This is a genomic window from Dyadobacter sp. HNCC25DJ183 (assembly GCF_056895175.1).
The window spans coordinates 302,098-326,318 of sequence record NZ_JBXHAP010000001.1; the positions used below are offsets into that span (position 1 = coordinate 302,098).

General features: G+C 46.7%; 21 protein-coding genes. 10 read left to right on the forward strand and 11 right to left on the reverse strand.

Annotated features, from left to right (window positions below; translation table 11 throughout):
* The first annotated feature begins 58 nt into the window (after nt 1-58).
* From AC1XTG_RS01180 to AC1XTG_RS01190, 3 genes are all read left to right on the forward strand, one after another.
* Entirely contained in the window at nt 59-688 is a 630-nt protein-coding gene (locus tag AC1XTG_RS01180; RefSeq protein WP_484840680.1) for a pyridoxamine 5'-phosphate oxidase family protein, read from the forward strand.
* Between the two features lie 68 nt (nt 689-756).
* The gene (locus AC1XTG_RS01185; protein WP_484840681.1) at nt 757-990 is read left to right on the forward strand and encodes a hypothetical protein; all 234 of its coding nucleotides are present in this window, start codon (nt 757-759) and stop codon (nt 988-990) included.
* Between the two features lie 124 nt (nt 991-1,114).
* Nucleotides 1,115-1,981 carry a tetratricopeptide repeat protein gene (locus tag AC1XTG_RS01190; protein ID WP_484840682.1) on the forward strand — a complete coding sequence of 289 codons (867 nt, stop codon included), beginning with the start codon at nt 1,115-1,117 and terminating at the stop codon, nt 1,979-1,981.
* Nucleotides 1,982-2,019: 38 nt separating this feature from the next.
* On the opposite strand, the gene AC1XTG_RS01195 is transcribed toward AC1XTG_RS01190, so the two are convergent.
* A complete protein-coding gene (locus AC1XTG_RS01195; RefSeq protein ID WP_484840683.1) occupies nt 2,020-6,030 on the reverse strand; it encodes an FG-GAP-like repeat-containing protein in 4,011 nt (1,336 codons plus the stop codon).
* A 165-nt stretch (nt 6,031-6,195) separates the two neighbouring features.
* Here AC1XTG_RS01195 and AC1XTG_RS01200 point away from each other — a divergent pair, with 165 nt between their 5' ends.
* On the forward strand, nt 6,196-6,459 hold the full coding sequence (locus AC1XTG_RS01200; RefSeq protein ID WP_484840684.1) for a hypothetical protein: 264 nt from the start codon (nt 6,196-6,198) through the stop codon (nt 6,457-6,459).
* Here AC1XTG_RS01200 and AC1XTG_RS01205 read toward each other — a convergent pair.
* Genes AC1XTG_RS01205 through AC1XTG_RS01215 form a run of 3 tightly spaced genes read right to left on the reverse strand, consistent with a single transcriptional unit; the run spans nt 6,456 to nt 8,316 of the window.
* Complete coding sequence (locus AC1XTG_RS01205) at nt 6,456-6,731, reverse strand: hypothetical protein (RefSeq protein WP_484840685.1); 276 nt, start codon at nt 6,729-6,731, stop codon at nt 6,456-6,458. The two genes, AC1XTG_RS01200 and AC1XTG_RS01205, sit on opposite strands and share 4 nt — an antisense overlap.
* A gap of 53 nt (nt 6,732-6,784) precedes the next feature.
* Nucleotides 6,785-7,306: a YceI family protein gene (locus AC1XTG_RS01210; protein WP_484840686.1), complete on the reverse strand. Its 522-nt coding sequence runs from the start codon at nt 7,304-7,306 to the stop codon at nt 6,785-6,787.
* A gap of 5 nt (nt 7,307-7,311) precedes the next feature.
* The gene (locus tag AC1XTG_RS01215; protein WP_484840687.1) at nt 7,312-8,316 is read right to left on the reverse strand and encodes a helix-turn-helix domain-containing protein; all 1,005 of its coding nucleotides are present in this window, start codon (nt 8,314-8,316) and stop codon (nt 7,312-7,314) included.
* A gap of 186 nt (nt 8,317-8,502) precedes the next feature.
* Between AC1XTG_RS01215 and AC1XTG_RS01220 the strand changes: the two genes are divergently transcribed.
* Nucleotides 8,503-9,378, forward strand: a complete 876-nt coding sequence (locus AC1XTG_RS01220; protein ID WP_484840688.1) for a cytochrome c — start codon at nt 8,503-8,505, stop codon at nt 9,376-9,378.
* A gap of 38 nt (nt 9,379-9,416) precedes the next feature.
* On the opposite strand, the gene AC1XTG_RS01225 is transcribed toward AC1XTG_RS01220, so the two are convergent.
* On the reverse strand, nt 9,417-10,256 hold the full coding sequence (locus tag AC1XTG_RS01225; RefSeq protein ID WP_484840689.1) for a sulfurtransferase: 840 nt from the start codon (nt 10,254-10,256) through the stop codon (nt 9,417-9,419).
* Nucleotides 10,257-10,396: 140 nt separating this feature from the next.
* Between AC1XTG_RS01225 and AC1XTG_RS01230 the strand changes: the two genes are divergently transcribed.
* Nucleotides 10,397-11,200: a GNAT family N-acetyltransferase gene (locus AC1XTG_RS01230; protein WP_484840690.1), complete on the forward strand. Its 804-nt coding sequence runs from the start codon at nt 10,397-10,399 to the stop codon at nt 11,198-11,200.
* Here AC1XTG_RS01230 and AC1XTG_RS01235 read toward each other — a convergent pair whose 3' ends face one another.
* Nucleotides 11,201-11,944 (reverse strand): thioredoxin family protein, encoded by a 744-nt coding sequence (locus tag AC1XTG_RS01235; protein ID WP_484840691.1) that lies wholly within the window; start codon nt 11,942-11,944, stop codon nt 11,201-11,203.
* A 140-nt stretch (nt 11,945-12,084) separates the two neighbouring features.
* Here AC1XTG_RS01235 and AC1XTG_RS01240 point away from each other — a divergent pair, with 140 nt between their 5' ends.
* Complete coding sequence (locus tag AC1XTG_RS01240) at nt 12,085-13,341, forward strand: putative DNA modification/repair radical SAM protein (RefSeq protein WP_056287812.1); 1,257 nt, start codon at nt 12,085-12,087, stop codon at nt 13,339-13,341.
* The gene (locus AC1XTG_RS01245) at nt 13,341-14,111 is read left to right on the forward strand and encodes a TIGR03915 family putative DNA repair protein (protein WP_056287809.1); all 771 of its coding nucleotides are present in this window, start codon (nt 13,341-13,343) and stop codon (nt 14,109-14,111) included. Before AC1XTG_RS01240 ends, AC1XTG_RS01245 begins: the two co-directional genes overlap by 1 nt.
* A gap of 1 nt (nt 14,112) precedes the next feature.
* Here AC1XTG_RS01245 and AC1XTG_RS01250 read toward each other — a convergent pair whose 3' ends face one another.
* Nucleotides 14,113-15,933: a M61 family metallopeptidase gene (locus AC1XTG_RS01250; RefSeq protein ID WP_484840692.1), complete on the reverse strand. Its 1,821-nt coding sequence runs from the start codon at nt 15,931-15,933 to the stop codon at nt 14,113-14,115.
* Between the two features lie 136 nt (nt 15,934-16,069).
* Here AC1XTG_RS01250 and AC1XTG_RS01255 point away from each other — a divergent pair, with 136 nt between their 5' ends.
* Nucleotides 16,070-16,762 carry a 3-keto-disaccharide hydrolase gene (locus AC1XTG_RS01255; RefSeq protein WP_484840693.1) on the forward strand — a complete coding sequence of 231 codons (693 nt, stop codon included), beginning with the start codon at nt 16,070-16,072 and terminating at the stop codon, nt 16,760-16,762.
* Nucleotides 16,762-17,274: a signal peptidase II gene (lspA, locus tag AC1XTG_RS01260; protein ID WP_484840694.1), complete on the forward strand. Its 513-nt coding sequence runs from the start codon at nt 16,762-16,764 to the stop codon at nt 17,272-17,274. The genes AC1XTG_RS01255 and lspA overlap by 1 nt, the downstream gene beginning before the upstream one ends.
* A 158-nt stretch (nt 17,275-17,432) precedes the next feature.
* Here the strand turns inward: lspA and AC1XTG_RS01265 are convergent, their stop codons facing one another.
* The 4 genes from AC1XTG_RS01265 to AC1XTG_RS01280 form a co-directional block, all read right to left on the reverse strand.
* A complete protein-coding gene (locus AC1XTG_RS01265; RefSeq protein ID WP_484840695.1) occupies nt 17,433-18,275 on the reverse strand; it encodes an IS3 family transposase in 843 nt (280 codons plus the stop codon).
* On the reverse strand, nt 18,272-18,790 hold the full coding sequence (locus AC1XTG_RS01270; RefSeq protein ID WP_484840696.1) for a transposase: 519 nt from the start codon (nt 18,788-18,790) through the stop codon (nt 18,272-18,274). Before AC1XTG_RS01270 ends, AC1XTG_RS01265 begins: the two co-directional genes overlap by 4 nt.
* A gap of 80 nt (nt 18,791-18,870) precedes the next feature.
* Nucleotides 18,871-21,138, reverse strand: a complete 2,268-nt coding sequence (locus AC1XTG_RS01275) for an aconitate hydratase (RefSeq protein WP_484840697.1) — start codon at nt 21,136-21,138, stop codon at nt 18,871-18,873.
* 55 nt (nt 21,139-21,193) lie between these two features.
* Complete coding sequence (locus AC1XTG_RS01280; protein WP_484840698.1) at nt 21,194-23,965, reverse strand: bifunctional aconitate hydratase 2/2-methylisocitrate dehydratase; 2,772 nt, start codon at nt 23,963-23,965, stop codon at nt 21,194-21,196.
* Between the last annotated feature and the right edge of the window lie 256 nt (nt 23,966-24,221).

The following is a 24,221-nucleotide window of genomic DNA, read 5'->3' on the forward strand; positions in this document are numbered from 1 at the left end:
ATATATTGGATCTTTCCAAAAGTCCAATTAAGTCGGAATTTTGAAGAAAAACAAGATCATGAACAACATACCATCCCACCTCATTCCCAGCAGACAGGCTAAAAAAGCCGGCTACGACCGCGCAACGATTGATCCCATTCTCGACGAAGCGCTATACTGTACGATCAGCTTTGTGGTTGACAACAAACCTTTCGCCATTCCCACTGCATTCGTCCGGTATGAGGATAAAATTTACATTCACGGTTCCGTCGGAAGTCATTTTATCAGGGAAATCGAAAAGGGCATTCCGGTTTGCATTTCAGTGATGCTGACCGACGCGCTGGTAGTTGCAAAATCTGCATTCAGCCACTCTGTGAATTACCGGTCGGTGATCATTTTTTCAAAAGCGGAGAAAGTGGAAGATCTTGACACGAAGAGAGCTGCATTTGAGTGGCTTACCAATAAAATAGTCCCTGATTCTTGGGAGTATCTACGGCCGATGACAGATTCGGAAGTTCGCAAAACAACCGCATTGGCATTTTCTATTTCCGAAGCGTCTGCTAAAACGCGGACTGGTATGCCAAATGATGAACCGGAGGACCTGGATCTGGCGATATGGTCTGGCCTGATCCCCACACCTACCCTCCGCCAGGCACCGGTACCTGATGAGAGCAGCAAATTGATTCCACTTCCTAAACATTTGAGATAGGCGTGCAACCTTGGGCGCAGATCGGTCATCTTTCGGAAAAAGGAAGCCAGATTTAAACAATGCAAACCATGTCAGGAAAGGAACTATTCGACCGATACCAATTGGCTGCACTTACGAAAGGACTTGGATCTCAGGAATTTCACTACGGCAACGTATTATATCAGGCATTGAAAATAGAAGGAGAAGAGAAGGTTTTCCAGTTGCTTGAAGCAGCCGAACAAAGCGGAAAGCGGATTATGCTCAGCTATTCAGCGTCGGATCAAACCAATTTAATCGAACCCGACATCGCCATAATCGGCTAAATTCAGAAAAGAGGCTGTCGCAAGGCAGTCTCTTTTCATTCGAATGCAAGAAAATTCTTTTCATTTTCAAAAAGGCATGTTTCTTTTGATCCCGGTTTTCTCTGGGCTGCCTAATTGCGCGAAAATGGAATTTCTTATTGTTATAGCTTTTTTTGGCTACATATTTTACCTCAAAAACTACGCTGATCTGCGTTCCAAGTCGGAGAAAGAGGAAGCCATTCTGTCGGCCGGGATCGGGCTGTATAAGAATGGGAAAAGCGAGGAAGCTTTTCAATACTTTGATCGCAGGTTAGCTGAAAAGTCTAAATCTGCGGTTGCTTACCTTTATCGCGGGCTTTGCAATGAACGTTTAGGTTATCCTTCTCAGGCAGTTTCCGATCTCGAAACCGCGGTAAGTCTTGATGACAGTTTTTACGACATTCAGCTTGAACTGGGCAGATTGTATCTGAAAAACGGGCGTTGGGAAGACGCGCAACTGGCATTCACGAAGGCGATCGCGATATCCGGCGGCGACACTGCCGAACCGTATGAACTCCGCGCCAGCTGTTATTTGAATTCCGGACGAAATGAGCCTGCACAATCGGACCTTCAAAAAGCCCTGGAATTAAAAGCCCGACCTGCTACGAAACATTCAAAAAGTAAAATAAAACAGCCGCTCTTTGATAAACGCCTTCTGGCGAGTACGCTGCTTGTACTGGCGACCAGTTCAATTATCGTATATGTAATTGAAGATGCAGAGGGGATTCACCTTCCGTATCTCGTGGCTGTGTTTTCTGCCATATCAATCGGTTTTGCAGAACCTTACCGGGGCTGGATGCTGGCGATCCTGCAATGTGTGCTGATTTACCTGGGCTACCATTTTTTTGCCACTCCACCGGAGGGAAATGCATTAAAAGAGCTGCACAATTTCAGTCTGTACGGATCGATGATCCTGACATTCGCCGGCAGCTTCCTCGGCGCATTCATGAAGCGAGCATTGAGTATGAAGTAGATACCAGACCTCCTCATCAGCCTGGTATCTCTTTACGTCTACCTTGAAATGAGTATGCTGTGCGAGCTCTGACTTCCATCCACTTTCCTTACCAACACAATGTACTTCCCGGGAGCAAGCTTACTTACGTCCACATCATGCTGTGTATCCGTTTGCAAAACCAGCTTACCATCAGATGTCAGTACTCTCACAAGCGAAGCGTTTCCACCTTCTTTCAGATCAATACTAAACCTATCGCGAGCGGGGTTAGGATACAAGACTACGGATTCACTTGTGGCCACTTTACGCTTTATCGTTTCCGCCATTGGACTAGCTGCGTCGTCAGGCGCAGGCGACACGCCCCCGCCGCCCAGGCTAGAAGACAGGTAACGCCAGGGCCCATACGTTTGCCCGGTAAGAGCCAGTGCGGGATCATACTTCACACGCACCCTGACTTTGGTTGCATTCCCTTGCTTGCTGATTACGTTCTTTAACTCTGTACCCGCCAAGCCTAAACTTGCATACACATTCTGCGAACCAGATGATTGCGTACTGTTGGTGATTACATTGTTAGCCCCTTTCGAAAATCCCTGCCCGGCAGCTTTCGTTTCCCAGACCAACTTACCTTTATTCTGACCCAAGAAGGACTTCGCATAAAGCCCTGCCCCGAAGCTATTTTGAGCAAACTGAGTTTGGTTGATTGGGGTTGTGAGGTCGGTGTTGTAGAGGCGGAGGTTGTTGCGCTCACAAGGGCCACTATTACCATAGCAGACGAATGCTGCGCCGCTTCCAAAATAAGGATCACCAGCGATAATATCACTGTAACCATCAGCATTAACATCACCTGCCCCGGAAACAGACGTACCAAAGGCCGAGTTTTGAACTCCGCTGTTTGCTAAAAGTTTTACGCTTATTCCAACTCCTGTTTTAGAACCGAAGTACAAGTGTGCCGCACCTGTCCATGCCTGCCCACTAAAGTAGGAAGGATTCCCAACAATGATTTCGGCATATCCGTCACTATTTACATCTCCTGCACCTGACACCATTAGCCCAAACTCTGATTGAGGTTGATTTTGCTCAATTAGAACACCTTGGACGCCAAGTCCCTGTGCGGATCCATTATATATAAAAGCGACACCTTCATAATTTTGACCGTTGCTGTAATAGGGAGCACCTACTGCGACATCATTAAATCCATCGCCATTAACATCGCCAACGCAACTTACAGAATGCCCAAAATTGGCATTCGCTTGGTTCACCTCATTCTTGATAAAATTCAATAAACCATTCGAAGATCCGTAAGAGATAAAGAAAGCACCTTCATCAACTTGTCCATTTGAGTATTTGGGTGCACCACAAACTACATCAGAATATCCATCGCCATTCACGTCGCCAGAGGATAATGAAAAGCCAAAAAACGCATTTACGTTATTGCTTTCAACTACCTTTTTCGAATTCTTTACTATACCAGTAGTAGAACCTAAATAGAAAATGACTGCTCCTTCATTAAGTTCAACATTCGAAAATGTCGGAGCACCGACAATAATATCAGCAAATCCGTCATTGTTGACGTCGCCAGCACTTGATACTGCTACTCCCATCCAGGCGCTGGGAACATCTGATTCTAGCCTTGTAGCTACATTGAAAATCCCGTTAGAGGATCCGTGATATACAAATACAGCACCTTCATTAACTTGTCCTCCGTTATACGACTCAGCTCCGACTAATATATCAGCAAATCCATCACCATTTATATCCCCTGCTCCGGATACAGAAATTCCGAAATCTGCTCCTATCTGGTCGCATTCCAGGATTACCTTAGGATTCATCTGAATACCTTCTTTCGATCCGTGATAGATGAAAACAACCCCTTCATCTTCTTGTCCACGATCATAATGCGGTGCACCAACTGCAATATCATCAAAGCCGTCGCCGTTAAGGTCGCCCACTCCCGAAACAGAGTAGCCCATTTTGGAATCTGCTTGACTTTCCATAAGCATGGTGGCTGTAACCAAATCAATACCACCGGCCCCGCCCGTCCAAACAAACACCGCTCCTTCATCATCATGCCCGTTGTCGTAAGTAATCGCGCCAACGATTACATCGCTGTAGCCATCGCCGTTGATATCCCCTGCGCTGGCAACCGAGCTGCCGAACTGCGCGTTGACTTTGTTGCTCTCAAGGGTAGATACAGGGTTGCCATCAAGACCGTTCTTCCCGCCCTGAAACACAAAAGCCGCCCCCTCGTTAGAATGCCCCTTATCGTAATAGTTGGAGCCAACAATCACATCCGCATACCCATCGCCATTCACGTCGCCTGCGCTGGCCACCGAGCTGCCAAACTGTGCCTCCGCCTGGTTCATTTCCAGGATAACGGTTGCTACCGGATTAATGCCCTGGGCTGAGCCGTGGTGCACAAATACCACACCTTCATTAGTTTGCCCCTTATCGTACATATTGGCTGTGACTATGATATCGCTATAACCATCCCCGTTCACATCTCCGGCTGTGCTGATTGAGTGGCCTAAATACGCATTTACCTGGTTGCTTTCCAGGGTAACAGCAGGTACATTGGCATTGATGCCCAATGCAGAACCGTGATAAATGAACACTGCGCCTTCGTCTGTCTGGCCTTTATCGAACAATCTGGCACTGACCATGATGTCACTGTACCCGTCACCATTCACGTCCCCCGCTCCTGACGCCCTGCAACCAAACATCGATTCGGCCTGGTTACCTTCTATTTTCACAGGATTGTTTGCAGTCAAACCCTGAGCAGAGCCGTGGTACACATATGCGACACCTTCGTTTGTCTGTCCGCTATCGTAAGCCTGGGCGCCGATCACTACGTCGCTGTAACTATCCCCATTCACATCTCCGGCAAGGCCCATTGCATTACCAAAGTTGGCCTCGGCCTGGTTACCTTCCAGTATCAGCGAAGCATTCGCGCTGATCCCTGCCGCTGAACCGTGGTACACGAACACAGCGCCTTCGTTGGTCTCCCCTTTGTCGTAAAAAGGCGCGCCTACCAGGACGTCGCTATATCCATCCTTATTGACATCCCCGGCAGTGGATACAAAGCACCCGAACCTTGCACTGGTCTGGTTACCTTGCAGCATAACTGCGTTGCCCAGCTTCAGTCCCGAGGCGCTGCCGTAGTACACCCACGCTGCCCCTTCATCAACCTCACCATTGTCGTACTTGGATGCAGCCACGATCACGTCGCTGTAACCGTCCCCATTGACATCGCCGGCAGTCGAAACCGAGCCGCCCAACCAGGCCTGGGTCTGGTTTACCTCAGGTACCAAAATTGCATTTGCAGGGTTACCATTCGCTATGATCGGGTCGATCGTTACGGGGAATGTGGCGCCTTTTACATCCACTAAAATCGTGATCAGCTCATTTTGACTGGACATTCTGGCTGCAAGCTCATTTCCGTCTGCATCCCAGCATTTCAGGTCTTTGTAGGTTAACGTATTCCCGGCAGCGCCCTCTGGGGATAGTTCCAGCTCATTGTTTCCCAGGTCTGTTACGGCTGCCCCTTCGACGGCAAGCTGCACTTTGACTTGCTCACTTCCCTCCGCCGGTTTCCCGATGATAAAGTTTTGCCGGATACCTGCTTCGCTATTGACATATTGCTCAACAACAGCATCGTACCGGATTTCCGCCGTATTTGCTTCAAGCACAAACCTGGGGCTTTCCGGTTCTATTTGGATCCGCTTACCATCAAGAAATATCCCTTTGTTGACAATCTTGAATTTAAAGTTGTGGCCAACAGAATCTTTCCTGTTGCGGACTGTCAGCGTGCCCGGCTCATAGTAGGCCCGCAGGTTATGCTGCCGGTTAGGACTTTGATAAACATGCTTTTCAGCATCGTAGCTAACGTGGTACTCTCGCTTCGCAAGGCTTTGTTCAATACTGCTGACTGCTGTATCGGGCAGGGAAGAGTTAGCAATAGCCTTAATGGAAGGGCTTTTCGTAGAAAGCGGGCCCGGAATTAAAAAGGAAGATAACCAGGCAAGCACTGCCAGAGAAGGCAGCAGCAGCCAAATTTTGTAGCTGTGTTTCATGTAACGGACGGTTTAAAAGATCGAAAACCAAATAGGTTGACCAAATCTTAAAACCGTAACAACAACATACAAAAGCAATTATCAAAAGGCCAGTTCAATGAGCAGAAGGCAACCTAACTGTTTGGCCTGGTTTTTTCCTACCATTATTTTAAAACATGATTGAAAATGAACGAACCGCTTAGCAGAAGAGACCTGGAAGAGAAGATTTTGTCTAAAAGACAGCAGATCGAGTTTGAGGCAAATAGCCTGAGGTTTGAGAGGGATACGTCTTCCGATAACAGGGAAAATCCGGATGTAATGGAGGAGTCTAAGAACTTTGATGACCCGGCAGAAAATGCCGTCGAATCTGCTGATTTGAAGGCATTAAGATCTGCGGAAAATGACTTGAATGAGCTATTGAAACAGCTTAAAGATCTTGACGAGGATTAAAGAGCCTGGACTCGGTTTTCGAGTTCACGCTTTGTGTGCATCAATGCAGATACCACTTCGTTCCAATTGCCGTGGTTCACTTCAAAAGGATCGTAATTAACCGGCAACCTGCCGATCACATTGAACGATTCTCCTGACTTTAAACGAATTCGCGAATTGAGCCCTACGAGGTTAAATGCGTCAAGCACTTCATGTGCTGTGGCATATGAATATGATTTTGTTGTGCTAAAAACCAACGACCCGTCTTTGTAATGACACTCAATATTTTTCATGGCTTGTAAATGATGCTTTCAAATTTCTCAACAAAATATCATACCAAGGTTTGTCACCGGGCTATTACAGGTACAGAAATCTCCACAGTTGTTGAGTCTGACTCTTTTCCATTGACCTTCCCAATGCCGAAATCTCCCCGGTTTACTTTCAGAATTCCGTAAAATGCAGGTTGTGTTTCCTTGAAAATGAATGGGATAGCAACACGTTTGATGATCCCGTGCATGTTCAGGTCTCCTTCCACGACATATCCGCTGTCAGCTTTAAAAATCTTCACAGATGTGAACCCGATAGTAGGAAACCGCTCCGCGTCAAACCACTTTTCACCTTTTGCGTGTTTATTTTTCAACTCAATCCCCGTATCAATGGAATTTACATCCACAGTTACATCAAACCTGGCACTTTCCGGGTTTAAAGGATCGAAACTGATATCGCCCGCAAGCTGGTTGAATTTTCCGTGCGCGTACTTTCCGTCAAACCGGATCATATATCCTTCTGCAATCTGCCAATCCTTGGAAATGAGGATAGTAAAGGAGCAGAACACTAGGAAGACCAGTAAAACACTTAAATGTTTCATACTTCTTAATAATTTGTGTCAGCCGCTTTCCGCGCGTGCAGGTTAGAAGGACTTATTCCTTTGAATTTTCTAAATGCCGTGGAAAAATGGTGTGCGTACTCGTATCCCAGTTGTGAAGCTACTTCTTCCACAGTGTTCCCCGAATCGAGCAATAAGCACTCTGCATACTCCATCCGCAGCTTACGCAAATACCCGAACACGGTGTCACCGAACAATTCCTTGAAGCCCTTTTTTAGTTTGAATTCATTCAGCAAACAAATCCTGCTCAGCTGTGAAAGCGATAGTTCATCCAGAAAATGGGTGTCCAGATATTGTTTGAGCATTCTCAGTTTTTCAATTTCATCCATGCGAAGTCCGGTACTCTGACCAACCGGCCCGCGGAATTGTCCGATCTGTAATGCAAGCAGTTCCAGCAGTTTGGACTGGATCAAAAGCCCGCTCATAGGAGTGCGCACATTGGAGTTACAGACTTCGTTGATCAGGTTCATCATCAGCGGCGTAATGTCGCGGGTACCTTCTACGGCGACAAACGGCCTGTTATGTACCAGATCATTCTGGATCCTCTCACTCCAGTGATCGTCGCAGCCAATGGAGTCAATGAAAAAACCCTTTTCAATGCTCAGGTGAAACATCTGCAAAGACGAATGAGGCGCGATCCTGTTGGTAAAACCACCTTCCGGCGCATACACAAGATTGTGCTTCCGCGGTCTCATATTGAGTTCATTTCTGATCCCCGAAAAGCGTGTATCCAGATCGCCGGACAGGTGAAAATTAATGTTGATCGTATCAGAAGAAGCCGTGTCCGCCAGCTCCACCAGCTCCTCACTTGACCATTGAATGTTCATCAGATGCATGTGCGGGAGCAGATTGCTCCGGAATTTCAACGCGCCGATTCGGGGATAGTAGCAATCTACAAAACCGTCGGACTGCCTGCCTGATGGCGCCCGCTCCACTAACTGCGGTTTTGGAAAATTGTTGAGGTCGAGGATGTCGTAGGAGTTGTTTACCATAGTAAAAGTTATAATGCTGATTTCATGACTATTTGCCCGCAAATCTATTTTTTTAGATGAACCAGTATTCTAAAAGTTACTAAACGGATCACGTAAAAATCCGTTTTGCGTAGTTATAAATCCGCCTTGCGTAGCCTTCCCGGCCATTTAGAAATGGATCTTTGCCGAAAACTAATTAGCAAAGCCATGATATTGAAGATTTTAAAATGGGTCGGAATTGCCCTGGGAGTGATCCTCGTCGCATTGGTGGCAGTGTACGGTTATATTGCAGTGAACATGAATAACCGCATGGAGCGTACCTACAACTTTGAAGCCGAGCCGCTCCGCATTGCGAGTGATAGTGCAACCCTCGCGCGCGGCCGTCACCTTGTTGCGATCAAAGGGTGCCAGGACTGCCACGCAGCGGATTTAGGCGGTAAAATTATGAACGACGACACGCCTGTGGGGAGACTGGTGGCCAGTAATCTTACAAAAGGAATGGGCGGTTTACCAAAGGATTACAATGAAGCCGACTGGATCAACGCGCTCAGGCATGGGATCGGAAAAGACGGTAAACCACTCATTTTCATGCCTTCCCACGAAACAACGCTGCTTTCCGAGCAGGATATGTCGGCGCTGATTGCATACTGCGGACAAATACCCGCTGTGAACAGGTCTTTACCAGGCAATGCAATCGGGCCTGTCGCACTGGTAATGAGCTTTATGGGAAAAATGCCGCTGCTTTCAGTCGAGAAAATAGACCATCAAAAACCGATGGTAGCAAGTGTAGATTCTGTTGAAGGAATTGAGTTGGGCAAATACCTGGCCGTATCCTGCTCAGGCTGTCACCGTTCGGATATGAAAGGCGGCGAACCGCTAGCTCCCGGCTTCCCGCCGGTTCCTGATATAACCAGTTCGGGGCATGTAGGTAAATGGTCTGCGAAGCAATTCATCACTACACTTACTACCGGCAAAACACCCGAAGGACATGTTCTGAAAAATGAAGATATGCCCTGGAAAATGACTGCACAATATACACAGACCGAGCTCTCGTCGCTTTATAAGTACCTGCGCTCCATTTAAACAAATGCCGGACAAATTCACCTTTGTCCGGCATTTTACTAGTTATTTCCGAAAGCAATCGGCTTGTTATTCCGCGACCATTCGCTCCATGAGCCTACGTAAAGCGCGGCGCCTTCAAGTCCGGCCTCTGCAAGCGCGAGTAAGGTGTGGCAGGCAGTCACCCCTGAGCCACAATGCACTACCACTTGCTCGGGGCCTCGGTTACCGAGCGCTTCCTTGTATTTTGCAGTCAGTTCCTCTACCGACTTGAATTCCCCGTTTTCATCCAGATTGCTCGTATAAGGAATATTCACCGCGCCGGGAATATGGCCGGCGACAAGATCAATCGGCTCACTTTCACCTATATACCTGTAATGCTCCCGCACATCGATTACCATAAAGGCCGGGTCAGTAGAAATTTGGGAGATATAATCAATATCTACAGTAGGCAGCTGCCAACCTGATACGGGATAGTTTGTTGGAGCTGGCTGTTCGGGTATTTTGTCGGTTACGAGTACGCCTGCCTCTTTCAGCGCGTCCAGGCCTCCGTTTACAACATATACTTTGTCGTGCCCGGCAGCTTTCAGCATCCACCAAAATCTTGCAGCTGCATTTGCTCCTTTTTTATCATCATAAACCACAACAGTTTGCTCCGGTGAAATGCCCAGGCGCTCAAGTAATTCGCTAAACTTACCCGGTTGCGGCAGCGGGTGCCTGCCTCCTTTTGCTGCATCTTCGCCTTTGTCCGACAAATCCGTTTCCAGATCAACAAGGAATGCATTTTCAAGATGCCCGGCCTGGTACCTTTCGGCAGCGTCGGCTCCTCCCCTGGCGTCGATCAGGGTCAATGCCTCACCGGCGCGCATTGATTTAAAATTGTCAGCTGTGATGATGTTCATAATGGATTCTTTTAGGAGCAGTAAATAAAGTAGATTTTACTCAAAAAAGTCCAAAAGCGCAATGAAAGAAAAACCGGCGTGTATTTTTGATCAGATGCGGATTTTTAAAGATGTTTACCAAGTCAAGTATATAGTCCTTTATGATCACCACTTCCGATTTTTTGCTGAAAGACCTGGACCAGCTACCGCATTTACAACCACCTGACTGGGGCGATCTCGCACCGCGGTTCCGCTATTTTATTGAATCACCGCATTGTACACCTTTGAAGATCAGCGAAAACAACCAAATCGTGGCCATTGGTACAACCATGCGACATTCCGATTCGGTCTGGCTTGCGTGCATTATCGTTCATCCCGATCACAGGAACAAAGGTCTGGGTAAGCTGATCACCCAAACGCTGATTGCGTCCGTAGATCCGAAACGGTACACAACAATTTACCTCGATGCGACTGAGTATGGATATCCGGTTTACACAAAGCTGGGGTTCACCCTGGAAACCTGCTACGGTCATTTTGTCCGCGAAGACAATGCGCCCATTGAAGATATATCGGCGAACATCATCCCATTCAACACTGGACTTAGCCAGCAGCTATTTCATCTTGACCGCGAAGTAAGTAAGGAAGACAGATCGGGTATCATAAGCGACTTCCTGCAATCCGCAATGGTGTACGTCGAAGCGGACCGGGTACTCGGTTACTACATCCCCGGCTGGGGCGACAGCCCGATTATCGCTTTGGATGACAAGGCAGGTGTCGAGCTGATGAAGCTGAGGTTTCAAACAGAAGCCAAAGCAGTACTCCCGCAACATAACCTGCTTGCGATAAGCACGTTAGAACAATACAATTACCGACAGCGCCGCTTTTCCCGAAGAATGTACCTGGGCGAAAAAAGAGAATGGAGAGCAGATAAGATCTTCAACCGGATCAGCGGCCAATTAGGATAATTATCTCAGCACCAAATCGCTGATCTTGGAGAATTCAGTATGCGGTGCCATAGCGCGTATAATTCCTTTTTTATCAATAAGGATGAAATAAGGCGTTTCGCTGATCTTGTAGCGATGGTTGAAACCAAATGAATCGGGTACCGGAACAAACCCGCAATTGCGTTTGGGAATCGCCTGCAGGCATTCCTCTTCGGTATTCAATGTGGTACCCAGGGAAACGATCTCCACGCCCTTCTTTTTATTCTCGTCAATAAAATCGGAGATCACTTTCGTTGCTGCAAAAGAGTAAAGCGGTTTTTCATATTTCACCCAAAAACCCAGCAGAATATACTTTCCACGCAGCTTTTCTGAATTATATTCCTTCCCGTCCAGGCCTCTCATGATGAATGGGGAAATTGGCTCGCCTATCTCGGGCATGAGGTCGGGGTTATTCATTACGGAACCATCTTCCTGAACATAAATCTGGCTTTTCTTGATCAGTTCAAAGGACGAAGGCTTTCCGTATTTGTCAAAAAACGGGAGCGTCTTGTACATTCCCGGATTTCTTTTCAGCTTTTCATCATACTCCGTGTAAGAAATGCGCTTACCGGTTGCATGATCAATGATTACCGTCTCGCGGTTCATCACGAACTGCTGACTTACCTTTCCATTATAGCGCGTCACCTTTGGCTCCTGCGCCTGGCTGAAACCTGCAACTAAAAAAGAAAAGAAGAGTGTAAATGTAAATTGGACTTTACGGAACATGAAGAGCGTCCTTGCAGTACTTTGATTTAATCAGTATCAAAACTTTGATATTACCAGAAACAATTCCGATATTTATACCGTTCTAATAACTGCCGAACCCACCTCAATATTTTAGATTAAAATAAATTATTGACTGAATTATGTACGAGAGGATCCGAGAGAAGCTGGGAATTTTGGCAGACGCTGCAAAATATGATGTGTCCTGTTCATCGAGTGGAAGTAACAGGAAGAACGAAAACAAGGGACTGGGCGACGCGGAAGGAAGTGGGATTTGTCACACTTACACCGAAGACGGTCGCTGTGTTTCATTGCTCAAAATCCTGCTGACAAACCACTGCATTTTCGATTGTGCTTTTTGTGTTTCCCGGCGGAGCAATGATATCAAAAGGGCTGCATTCACAGTAGAGGAAGTAGTCGAGCTCACGATCAACTTCTACCGCAGAAATTACATTGAAGGGCTTTTCCTAAGTTCCGGTATCTTCAAAAATGCCGATTATACCATGGAAAGGCTCGTTCGCATTGTTAAGAAGCTGCGGACTGAGGAGCGGTTTAATGGATATATCCACTTAAAAACAATCCCGGGAGCGAGCGAGGAGCTGTTGAAGGAAGCAGGAATGTATGCAGACAGAATGAGCATCAATCTTGAAATGCCAACTGAAACAGGGCTGAAAATCCTGGCGCCCGAGAAGTCGCACGAAGAAGTGAAGAAGCCGCTGGGGTATATTCAGAAAAGTATTGCTCAATTCTCGGACGAAAAAGCATTGATCAAGAGTGTACCGAAGTTTGTTCCTGCCGGCCAGAGCACGCAGATCGTCATTGGCGCTACTCCGGACACGGACAAGGAGATTATGCACACAGCCAATACGTTTTACAAGAATTTTTCGCTTAAACGGGTTTACTATTCCGGCTATATCCCGATCAGTAATGACAGCCGCTTACCTATAATCGGCTCGCAACCTCCATTGATCCGTGAAAACCGGCTCTATCAGGCCGATTGGCTTATGCGATTTTACGGGTTCAATGTTCAGGAAATAGTAAATGATACCCATCCTAACCTGGACGTGGACATTGATCCAAAGCTAAGCTGGGCACTTCGGCATTTGGAGCAATTTCCCGTAGATGTAAATACGGCGGATTACCGGATGATCTTGCGCGTGCCGGGAATTGGCGTTACTTCTGCATTAAAGATTGTACAGGCCCGGAAGTTTGGCAGACTTTACCGCGACCATCTGAAAAAGATAGGTATATCCTTTAATAAAGCGCGGCATTTTATCCGCTTTGCCGACAGTCCCATGCAGCTAAATGACTACGAGGCAGGGCATATCAAAGGAATTATTTTGTCCGAAAGTCACAGTAAATACCAGAAAACGGCGCATAGCCAGCTTTCACTCTTTTGATGGAAACATTCGTTTTTGACGGTACGCTGGAAGGTTTGCTGACTGCCGTTTTTGACTGTTACCAGAAAAAGAGCGCGAATGTCAAACTGGTGAGCGAGCAACATTTTCATCCGGATGTTTTTCAGCAGCATTTTACGGTAACAAGTGAGGATGAAAAGGCAAAAAGGGTGTGGGCAGGATTGCGTAAAAAGCTTGATAAGGAGTGGCTGCTGAACTTCTACAAAACTTTCCTTTCCGAGCAGCCGGAAGCGTTTCAGCATTTATTGATTTTCGCCTGCTATATCATTGACAATCCGCAGGGTGCAGAGGAAAATTATGGGCATCCGTCTGTGCTGGCAGTCTCCCAATGGGCGCGGAAAGTGCATCGTGAAAAGCATCGGATGGAGGCATTTATCCGGTTCCAGAAAACTTCTGATGAAATCTTCTACTCGCATATCGAGCCTGATTTCAATGTGCTGCCTTTACTGATCACCCATTTCAGAAATCGTTATGCCGATCAAAAATGGATTATTTATGATTTGAAAAGAAAGTACGGGCTATCCTATGATCTTGAAAAGGTGGAAGAAATTGTGTTTGACTTTTCGGAAGAAATGTCGCCTAGCCTGAATGCATTACCTGCCCAGCTTTTGAATGAAAAGGAAGAGCTTTATACAATTCTCTGGAAGGATTATTTCAAAAATGTAAACATTCCGGCACGCAAGAACATGAAGCTTCACATTCGTCACGTGCCGAAAAGATATTGGAAATACCTGTCTGAAAAACAGCCTTAACCTACCTGATCTTGCTGCTCAGCCAGGCATTTCTGAACTGTTGCATTTCGGGAGTAACAGGCTTGCCGACTGTTTCATTGGTAACAACAAGCAGTCGCGGGTTTTCAGCCAGTGTGATTTCTGTCATTTTTGTTTCTTCCCTGTGCTTGTATTCTACATTGAGTTTGTCTCCTGGCCTATGCGCTTTCAGGATGTTGCCCAGCTCATTCTGAGAACCAACTGCCTTGCCTTCGATTTTCAAAATCTGATCGTCCACATCCAGCCCGGCTGCGTAAAGCGGCGAGCCGATCAATGTGTTACTGGCAATCGTGAGCTCATTACCATCCTTATACCGCATATCCCCGATCCAGGCTTGCCCTTCCGACTGCTTTTTCAATGTCAAACCTGCCTTTGCCAGCAATGGCGCGTAATCCATGGATTCGTGTCCGTTGACATACTTCCGGAAGAAGTCTGCTGCGAAACGCTGATCTTTGGAGTAGGCCGCAAGCACCGCTTCAAGATCAGAAACCACGTAGGGTATCTCCGGCTTTCCGTGCTTGGCCCACACCATCTTCATAAAATCATCCAGGTTCAATCCTCTTGACCTCAGTTCCAGATCCAGCGCCAATGCAATGGACGCGCCGTAAGGATAGTAGGAAGTGTAAAAATTGGGATAATTGGTTTTGTCAATAGCCACACCTGCGTCCACAAATACCGCCATGCAGCTTGCTTCCACGGGAGATATCCGCTTTGCACCTGCTGTATTTTCTTTGGTATTTACCAGAAAAGTAAGTGTCTGACAATAGTCATTCAATGGATCAAAACCGGCGCGGGCGAGGATCAGGTCGCCATAATATTGCGTGAATCCCTCCGCAAACCAAAGCTCGAAGCTCATATTGCTTTTCTCGAAGTTGAAAGGTTCCAACGTTTTAGGCCGGATACGCTCCACATTCCAGGTATGGAAAAATTCGTGTGAAAATACGCCGAGCAAATTATCCGATCCATTGAATGCCACGGGAATGCTGATCATCGTACTGTTGCGGTGCTCCATTCCGTCGCCTCTCACATACGGATTAATGCTTGCCAAAAAAGTGTATTCCGGAGAGTCGAAAACAGGATATTCACCAAAAACCATTTTCGCCTCCTGCGTTACCTTCTTCACCTTATTGGCAAAACTGCTTGCAAGCGAGTCACTTGCATTGGCTTCGAGTGCCAGCCTGAACTTGGATTGCTTACCTCCTGCATTGTCGAGTGTCCATTCTTTCCAGATCAGCTTTCCGATCTTTGTAGGCGAATCCATGAAGTATTGCAAGCCCGGCGCTGTAAATGTATTTGGCTCTTTACCCTTTAATAACTGCGTAGCAATGGTCCATTTGGAATCCTGTGGCAAATTGAATTTAACTTCAATAGGCGCATTTTGCAGCTCTTTGACCCACATGAATGTAGCCGGCATATTTAGGTGCACGCTCGAAGGATCCAGCCCGGCGTAGGTTCCGTCTGCGTGGTTGGCGTAAAGGGTATATTCAACCCGCGCAAAACCGCTGATTCCTGAAACCTTGTAAACATCACCGTCGATCCGCTGCACCGGCAGTGCTTTCCCGGATTTGTCGGTCGCTTTCACATCGTACACGTTCTTGCCGTACTCGTGGGTGGCATACCTGCCCGGCGACGACCGGCTCATTCTGAAAGTCAGTTCCTTTTGGGCTACATCCGAAACGCTGAGCCTGATATTGGCTTCGTGGTGAACCAGGTTGGGAAACGAGACATCGTAGGAAAGTTTTTGTGAAAAGGCATTCCATGCAATGAGCTGCAAGGTCAGGAGAGAAAGTAATTTTTTATTCATAGATCAGAAAGTTGCTTTAACAAAGACCTTCAATTTATACCATAACTTCCATATTTTACAATCTCCTGAATGCATTCAGATTTTAATTACTTAATTTTTCCATCTCAATTCTACTTAAACCTAAAAACATCCTGAAATGATGAAAATTCTGCTGGCGCCAGCTCTTGCCCTCTCCCTCTTGATCTCACAAAATAGTTTTGGTCAGTCGAAAGCAATGTTCAACGGCAAGGATTTGAAGGGGTGGCACGCGGACGTTCCGGAAATGGACAAAAACCCGGATGTAAAATCACCTTTTCTGATCAGGAATGGAAACCTGGTGAGTTTAGGAACGCCCGGCGGACATTTGATCACAGACGATCAATATGAAAACTTTCGTTTTACTTACCAGTACCGCTTTGTAGGCAAGCCTGGCAACTGTGGCGCATTGGTATTTGTATCCAAGCCGCGCGACTTGTACGATATGTTCCCAAAATCCATTGAAATTCAGATGATGCATCAAAATGCAGGAGATTTCTGGTGTATTCAGGAAGATATTACCGTTCCCGATATGGAGAAGCGCCGAGGCCCCAAAGAGAAATGGGGCGTAAACGGAGATAAGCTCCGCCGCATTCCCAACCTGACTGACGGAACAGAAAAGCCACTTGGCGAATGGAATACAATGCGGATCGAATGTGTGAAAAACTCGATCAAAGTGTGGCTCAATGGTGTTATGGTAAATTATGGATACAATGCCACAGCACAAAAGGGGCAGATTGCGCTGCAATCAGAAGGTGCAGAGGTTGAATTCAGGGATGTGATGGTCACTTCTATCAAAACGTTGTCAAAATAATGTCAAAATTCAGTACCAACAGGGTTTTTAGAAATACAGTCATTTTGCTGATTCTTGTCGCCAACATTGGCTGCGACCAGATCTCCAAAGAAGTGATCCGCAAAAACGTGGGTTTCTACGAGACGCGGCGCGTAATCAAAGACTATTTCGTCATTACCTATGTGGAAAATTCAGGCGCATTTTTGAGCATTGGCAGCAACTTGCCCGCCACTATCAAGCTGATCGTACTTTCAGTTATTCCATTGATCGCACTGCTTTTTGGCGTCTATTATATACTTACAAAAAGAAACCTGACCCCGCTCAGCGGACTGGCATTGAGCTTTGCAATCGGAGGCGGTATCGGCAACATCTACGACCGCATGATCCACGGATCAGTAACCGATTTCATGCATATCAACCTGGGTTTCGTACAAACCGGCATTTTCAACATGGCAGACGTGTCCATTATGACAGGAATGTTTATCTTTTTGTATCAATCGTATAGCAGGCAGAGGGAGAGGATGTTGGGGTGAGGTTTTACTTCAGCTGTCGGCTGTCGGCTTTTTGATGTGGGGCTGTTGGCAGTTAGCTATTGGCTTTTAGCTGTTGAAGTACACTTTTATATAGAGTCGAATAAAAAAACGCCGATTGCCGACTGGACTGAACCCCAAAAGTTGGACGAGTTTAGAACTTAACGATCAGTGTGATGAGCCCGGTATTGTGCCGGGCTCATTCCATTTAGATTGAGTCTGATCCTGTCGTTGTTGTAATAGTGAATGTAATCTTTGATGTCTTTTTTGAGCTCATCGATGCTTTGGTATTTGTTCAGGTAGAACAACTCTGATTTAATTGTTCCAAAGAAATTTTCTATAATAGCGTTGTCCAGGCAATTACCTTTTCTGGACATACTTTGGGTGATGCCTTTTGATTTGAGCATTTTTTGATATTCGCTCATTTGGTATTGCCAGCCCTGATCCGAATGTAGCACCAGGTTTTCTGGCTTATTTATCTTTTTAAATGCAGTTTTGAGCATTTGTATGACTTGCTTAAAAGTAGCCGATTCGGACAGGCTGTAACTAATGATTTCTCCGTTAAACAGATCAATGATAGGGGACAGAAAAAGTTTTTTGTCTTTCACCCTGAACTCAGAAACATCCGTTGCCCATTTCTGTAATGGTTTTACAGATTTAAAATCCCTGTTGAGAATGTTGGGCGCAACCCTGCCTATCTGGCCTTTGTAAGAACGGTACCTTTTGAGACGGATTAACGATTTTAGGCCCATAGTCTTCATCAGCTTTAAAACCGTTTTGTGGTTGAGGCTGCTGCCCATCTTCCTGATAGTAATAGTAATGCGACGGTAGCCGAACCTTCCCATATGCCGGTCGTAAACTTGCCTGATCTGCTTTTTTGCGTCCTGGTACTTGCTGGCCTGAGCGCTATTTTTGATATGATAGTAAAAATTACTCCTGGGCATTTCAAAGAGCTCCAAAAGCAATTCAAGCGGATATTTCTGCCTTAACCCATGGATTGTCAACGCTTTCTCTTTTGCGCAGCTTCCTTCTGCCGGATTAAGGCATCCAGCTTTTTTAGCAAGTCATTTTCTGCCCTTAGGCGAAGGTTCTCGTTTTCGAGCTCCTCTAGTCGGGTCAATGGACCGTATGTTTTAATGATCTTGGGTTTGTTTTTCATAGACCTTGGCCTGCCACGGGCCGTACTAAAACCATCTATACCAAACTGCTCATACTGCTTGGTCCAGACATGTAAAGTACTTACACTGGGTATTTGAAATTTGAAGCAGCACTCATTCAAAGATAAACCCTGCTTTTGATAAGCATACACGACTTGTTGCTTAAATTCTTTTGTGTAAACGCGCCCGTACCGGGGCAAAAGGCTTGAACCGCCGAACTGCTCGTAATGGCCCACCCATTTCTGTATACAAGACCTGGCAATCCCAAAGCGCCTGGCCAATTCATTGATACCACCTACCGCTTTATAAGCTTTCACAACCATCAGCCTGAACTCTACACTATGCTTTCTGTTTTTACCCATAAAAATGCCCCCAAGAAGTGTCTAACTTTTTGGGGGCAGTGCAGATATCTGCGCGACTTTTTTACTTTTGGAACTTCTTTTTATGCTCCCACTGACTTGCGAATGATATTCAGAGCTGAGCCTGCTTTAAACCATTCGATCTGTTGCTCATTGTAAGTGTGGTTTACCGGAAATTCATCGGTGGTACCATCATTGTGATGCAACACGATCGTTAGTGGCTGGCCTTCGGCGAACGTTTCCAGTCCTGTGATATCAATGGTATCGTCTTCCTGTATCTTGTCGTAATCGGCATTGTTCGCGAAAGTCAATGCAAGCATACCTTGTTTTTTCAGGTTTGTTTCGTGGATACGGGCAAATGATTTTGTCAAAATTGCACGAACTCCCAGGAAACGAGGCTCCATTGCTGCGTGCTCGCGGGACGAACCTTCACCATAGTTCTCATCACCAACAACGATCGTACCGATTCCGTGCGCTTTATAGTCGCGCTGAACTGCGGGTACTTCGCTATACTGGTTACTTAGCTGGTTTTTTACTTCATTGGTTTTCTCATTGAAGTAGTTAACCGCGCCAATCAGCATGTTATTGGAGATATTGTCAAGATGGCCACGGTATTTCAACCACGGACCTGCCATTGAAATATGGTCAGTTGTACATTTACCTTTTGCTTTGATCAACAGCTTCAATCCTTTCAGATCTGTTCCTTCCCATTCAGGGAATGGAGCAAGCAATTGCAAACGGTCTGAGGTCGGACTTACCAGCACTTGTACCTGGCTCGGGTCCTCTGCCGGTGCCTGGTAGCCTGCATCCTCCACCGCATAACCTTTGATCGGCAGTTCCAGTCCGCTTGGTTCGTCCAGCATCACTTCTTCTCCGTTTGTATTCACCAGTTTATCGGTGCGGGGATCAAAAGTAAGGCGACCTGCGATCGCCATAGCAGTTACAATTTCAGGTGAAGCTACGAAAGAGTGCGTATTGGGGTTACCATCGGCACGTTTTGAGAAGTTCCTGTTAAATGACGTGATAATGGAATTTTTCTCCCCTTTCTCAGCACCGTGGCGCGCCCATTGACCGATACAAGGCCCGCAAGCGTTTGCAAGAACCACACCGCCGATCTGCGCAAATGTATCCAGGTAACCATCGCGGTCCACTGTATAGCGAACCAGCTCTGAACCCGGCGTGATTGTATATTCGGAACTTACTTTGAGCTTTTTGTCAACAGCCTGCTGTGCAAGCGAAGCCGCGCGGCTTACATCTTCATAGGAAGAATTGGTGCACGATCCGATAAGTCCAACGGAGAGTACCTCAGGCCAGCCATTTTCCTTTACCGCAGTCGCGAACTTAGAAAGAGGCCAGGCCAGATCCGGCGTAAATGGTCCATTGATATGCGGTTCCAGCGTAGACAGATCAAGCTCGATCAGCTGATCATAATAGTTGGCTGGATTTGCATAAACATCATCATCAGAACGCAAATGCTGTTGAACTGCATCGGCAGCGTCAGCAACATCAGCTCTTTCGGTAGCACGAAGGTACGCGGCACTTCTTCTGTCGTAAGCGAAAATCGAAGTGGTAGCGCCAATCTCGGCTCCCATATTACAGATCGTTGCTTTTCCTGTAGCTGAAATGCTTTCTGCACCATCTCCGAAATATTCTACAACGTATCCGGTACCGCCTTTTACAGTCAGCTGACCCGCAACCCAGAGGATCACGTCTTTCGCAGCTGTCCAGCCGCTCAGTTTTCCGGTCAGCTTCACACCGATCAGGCGCGGCATTTTCAATTCCCAGGCAAGTCCGGACATTACATCGGAAGCATCGGCACCACCGACACCGATCGCGATCATTCCCAATCCACCTGCATTAGGTGTGTGAGAATCCGTACCTATCATCATACAACCCGGAAATGCATAGTTTTCAAGTACTACCTGGTGAATAATACCCGCACCGGCGCGCCAGAAACCTAATCCGTATTTATTGGAAACAGAGGACAGGAAATCGTAAACTTCCTTGTTCTTGTCAACCGCATTCTTCAAATCCTGTGTTGCGCCTACTTCCGCCTGGATCAGGTGATCGCAGTGTACAGTAGAGGGAACTGCGACCTGTGGCCTTCCGGCCTGCATAAATTGTAAAAGGGCCATTTGGGCAGTTGCGTCCTGCATTGCTACGCGATCGGGAGCAAAGTCCACATAAGACTTCCCTCGCTCGTAGCTCTGAGAAGGCGTTCCCTCCCACAAATGAGAGTACAAAATCTTCTCTGCCAAAGTCAAAGGCCGCCCTACAACTTTACGGGCAGCTTCTACTCTTTCTTCCATGCGGGCGTAAACGCCCTTAATCATATCCAAGTCAAATGCCATATCTCTTATATTATTGCTTATACATTCACAGTTCTCAACAATTGTACCACAAATGTTATCTGCTCAACTGCTTCACCGGAGGCGCAAATTTGGTGAGGTCAATACCCACAACTGCTGCCTTATATTCATCCACATTCGGAATGCGGCCCAGGATTGCAGATAGCACAACCACCGGCGTGGAAGCAAGCAGTGACTCTCCTTTCTTACGTTCTGAATCCTCAACAACCCTTCCCTGGAACAGACGCGTTGACGTCGCCAGTACCGTATCGCCTTTCGCCGCCTTTTCCTGGTTACCCATGCAAAGGTTACAGCCCGGACGTTCCAGGTACATCATATTTTCATACTCTGTACGCGCCGCAACTTTCGGTGCATTGTCGTCGAATTCGAACCCGGAGTATTTCTGCAATACATCCCAGTCCCCTTCTTTTTTCAATTCTTCGATAATATTATAAGTAGGCGCTGCTACCACGAGTGGTGCATTAAACTCAACTTTGCCTTGCTGCTCTTCCAGGTTTCTGAGCATTTGAGAAACAATCTTCAAATCACCCTTATGCACCATGCAGGAACCGACAAATCCAAGGTCAACCTTTTTGTCATCTCCGTAGAAAGAAATCGGGCGGATTGTATCGTGGGTATATCTTTTCGATACATCCTTATTATTCACATCCGGATCTGCAATCATCGGTTCAATGATCGCGTCAAGGTCGATTTCCACTTCGGCGTAATATTTCGCATTAGCGTCGGGTACCAGTGCCGGCTTCTCACCTGACTTGATCTCCGCAATGCGTTTATCCGCTTTGTTGATCAATCCCTGTAAAACCTGCTTGTGGTTCTCCATTCCCTTATCGATCATGATCTGGATCCTGTTTTTCGCTATTTCCAGTGATTCGATCAAAGTATCGTCTTCCGAGATACAGATAGAGGCTTTCGCTTTCATCTCTGCAGTCCAGTCTGTAAACGTAAATGCCTGGTCAGCTGGTAATGTGCCAAGGTGCACTTCGATAATCCGGCCCTGGAATACGTTCTCGCCGCCAAACTTCTGAAGCATTTGCGCCTGTGTGGCATGAACCACGTCGCGGAAGTCCATGTGCTCCTTCATTTCTCCCTTGAATGTCACTTTCACTGATTCAGGGATCGGCATGGAAACTTCGCCGGTAGCCAGCGCAATCGCCACAGTTCCCGAATCAGCTCCAAATGCAACACCTTTCGACATCCTTGTATGAGAATCACCACCGATGATGATCGCCCATTCGTCCACGGTAATGTCGTTCAGTACCTTATGGATTACGTCGGTCATCGAGTGGTATTCACCTTTCGGGTCGCGGGCAGTAATCAGGCCGAAGTCATTCATAAACTTCATCAGCTTAGGAATATTCGCCTGCGCTTTCTTATCCCATACCGATGCGGTGTGGCAGCCGGACTGGTAGGCTCCATCTACAATCGGAGATATCGTTGTCGCCGCCATTGATTCAAGCTCCTGTGCCGTCATCAATCCCGTAGTATCCTGCGATCCCACGATATTTACTTCCACACGAACATCAGAACCGGCGTGCAGCACTTTACCCGGAGTAGTACCCACCGCATTTCTGTTGAATATCTTTTCAACGGCAGTCAAACCTTGTCCTTCATTCGAAATTTCCTTTGAAGGAGCGAATACCGGCGTAGGTTCAATTCCCAATATCTTAGCCGCTACGGTCTGGATCTTTTTACCAAATACAATGGCGTACGATCCTCCGGCGCGGATAAATTCCTTTTTCTGAGGCGTAAGTGCTTTTGAAATATCAATCAGCTCCTGATCACCATTATAAAGTTTCTTTGTCTTTGTATTAATGGTCAGAACAGTGCCGGTAGCCACCGAGTATACTTCTTCCAGAATAGGGTCGTTGTTCTCATTGCGAACCACATTCCCATTCTCGTCGACTTTCTTCACCCAGTTTTTCAGGTCAATACCAATACCTCCTGTCACGTCAACCGTAGTCAGGAAGATCGGAGAGATACCATTAGTACCGCCCACGATCGGAGCAATATTCACAAATGGAACATACGGGCTGGCCTGCTTGCCGGTCCAAAGCGCCACGTTATTCACACCCGACATCCTGGATGATCCCACGCCCATGGTACCTTTTTCGGCGATCAGCATCACGCTCTTGTCAGGGTGCTCTGCCTGCAATGCTTTGATCTCACGCTGAGCTTGTGGTGTGATCATGCATTGGCCATGCAGCTCACGGTCAGAACGCGAATGCGCCTGGTTTCCGGGAGAAAGCAAATCTGTTGAAATGTCGCCCTCGCCCGCAATAAACGTTACAATCTTGATTTCTTCCGGTACTTCGGGAAGTTTGGTGAAAAACTCAGCTTTCGCGTAGCTTTCCAGGATTTCTCTTGCAATCTCACTTCCGCTTTTGAAAGCATCTTTCAAACGGTCTGTGTCCGCATCGTACAGATAAACCTGCGTTTTCAGTACCTCAGCAGCTTGTTTTGCGATAAACAGGTCTTCACCTAATGCAAGGTCGAGCAACACACCGATAGACGGCCCGCCTTTCATGTGCGACAGCAGCTCAAATGCAAATACAGGTGATATCTCCGCAACTATGGATTCTCCGAGAATGATCTCTTTCAAGAACCTGGCTTTTACGCCAGCTGCACTAGTGGTACCTGGTAATGTGTTGTAAATAAAAAAGTTAAGTGAATCAGCGCGGTGCTCATTTTCTGAGTCTTTGATCTGGGCGATGATCTCTCCCAGCAATTCTGCGCCATCAATCGGCTTCGGATGAAGCCCCAGGGTTTTTCTTTCTTCAATCTCTTTAATGTAATCCTGATAGATATTCATGATGAAATCTTTTCAATGTTAAAGGCAGTATATGATGCTTAATAAAACGGGCGAAAGTACGAATTTACCCAATATACGCAGGGGCGTCAAGCGATTTTCGCTGCTATTTAGCATTATTATATACTACTGGTACATATTGATAACCCGGCTCCATTTCTTTTTGTTCTCACCGTCTCTTTAATTCATTCGTTATTTAAAACATCTGACAGGATTGCTTCACTCCTACCCTTATATTTTGCCCCTCCTTTTCCCGCAA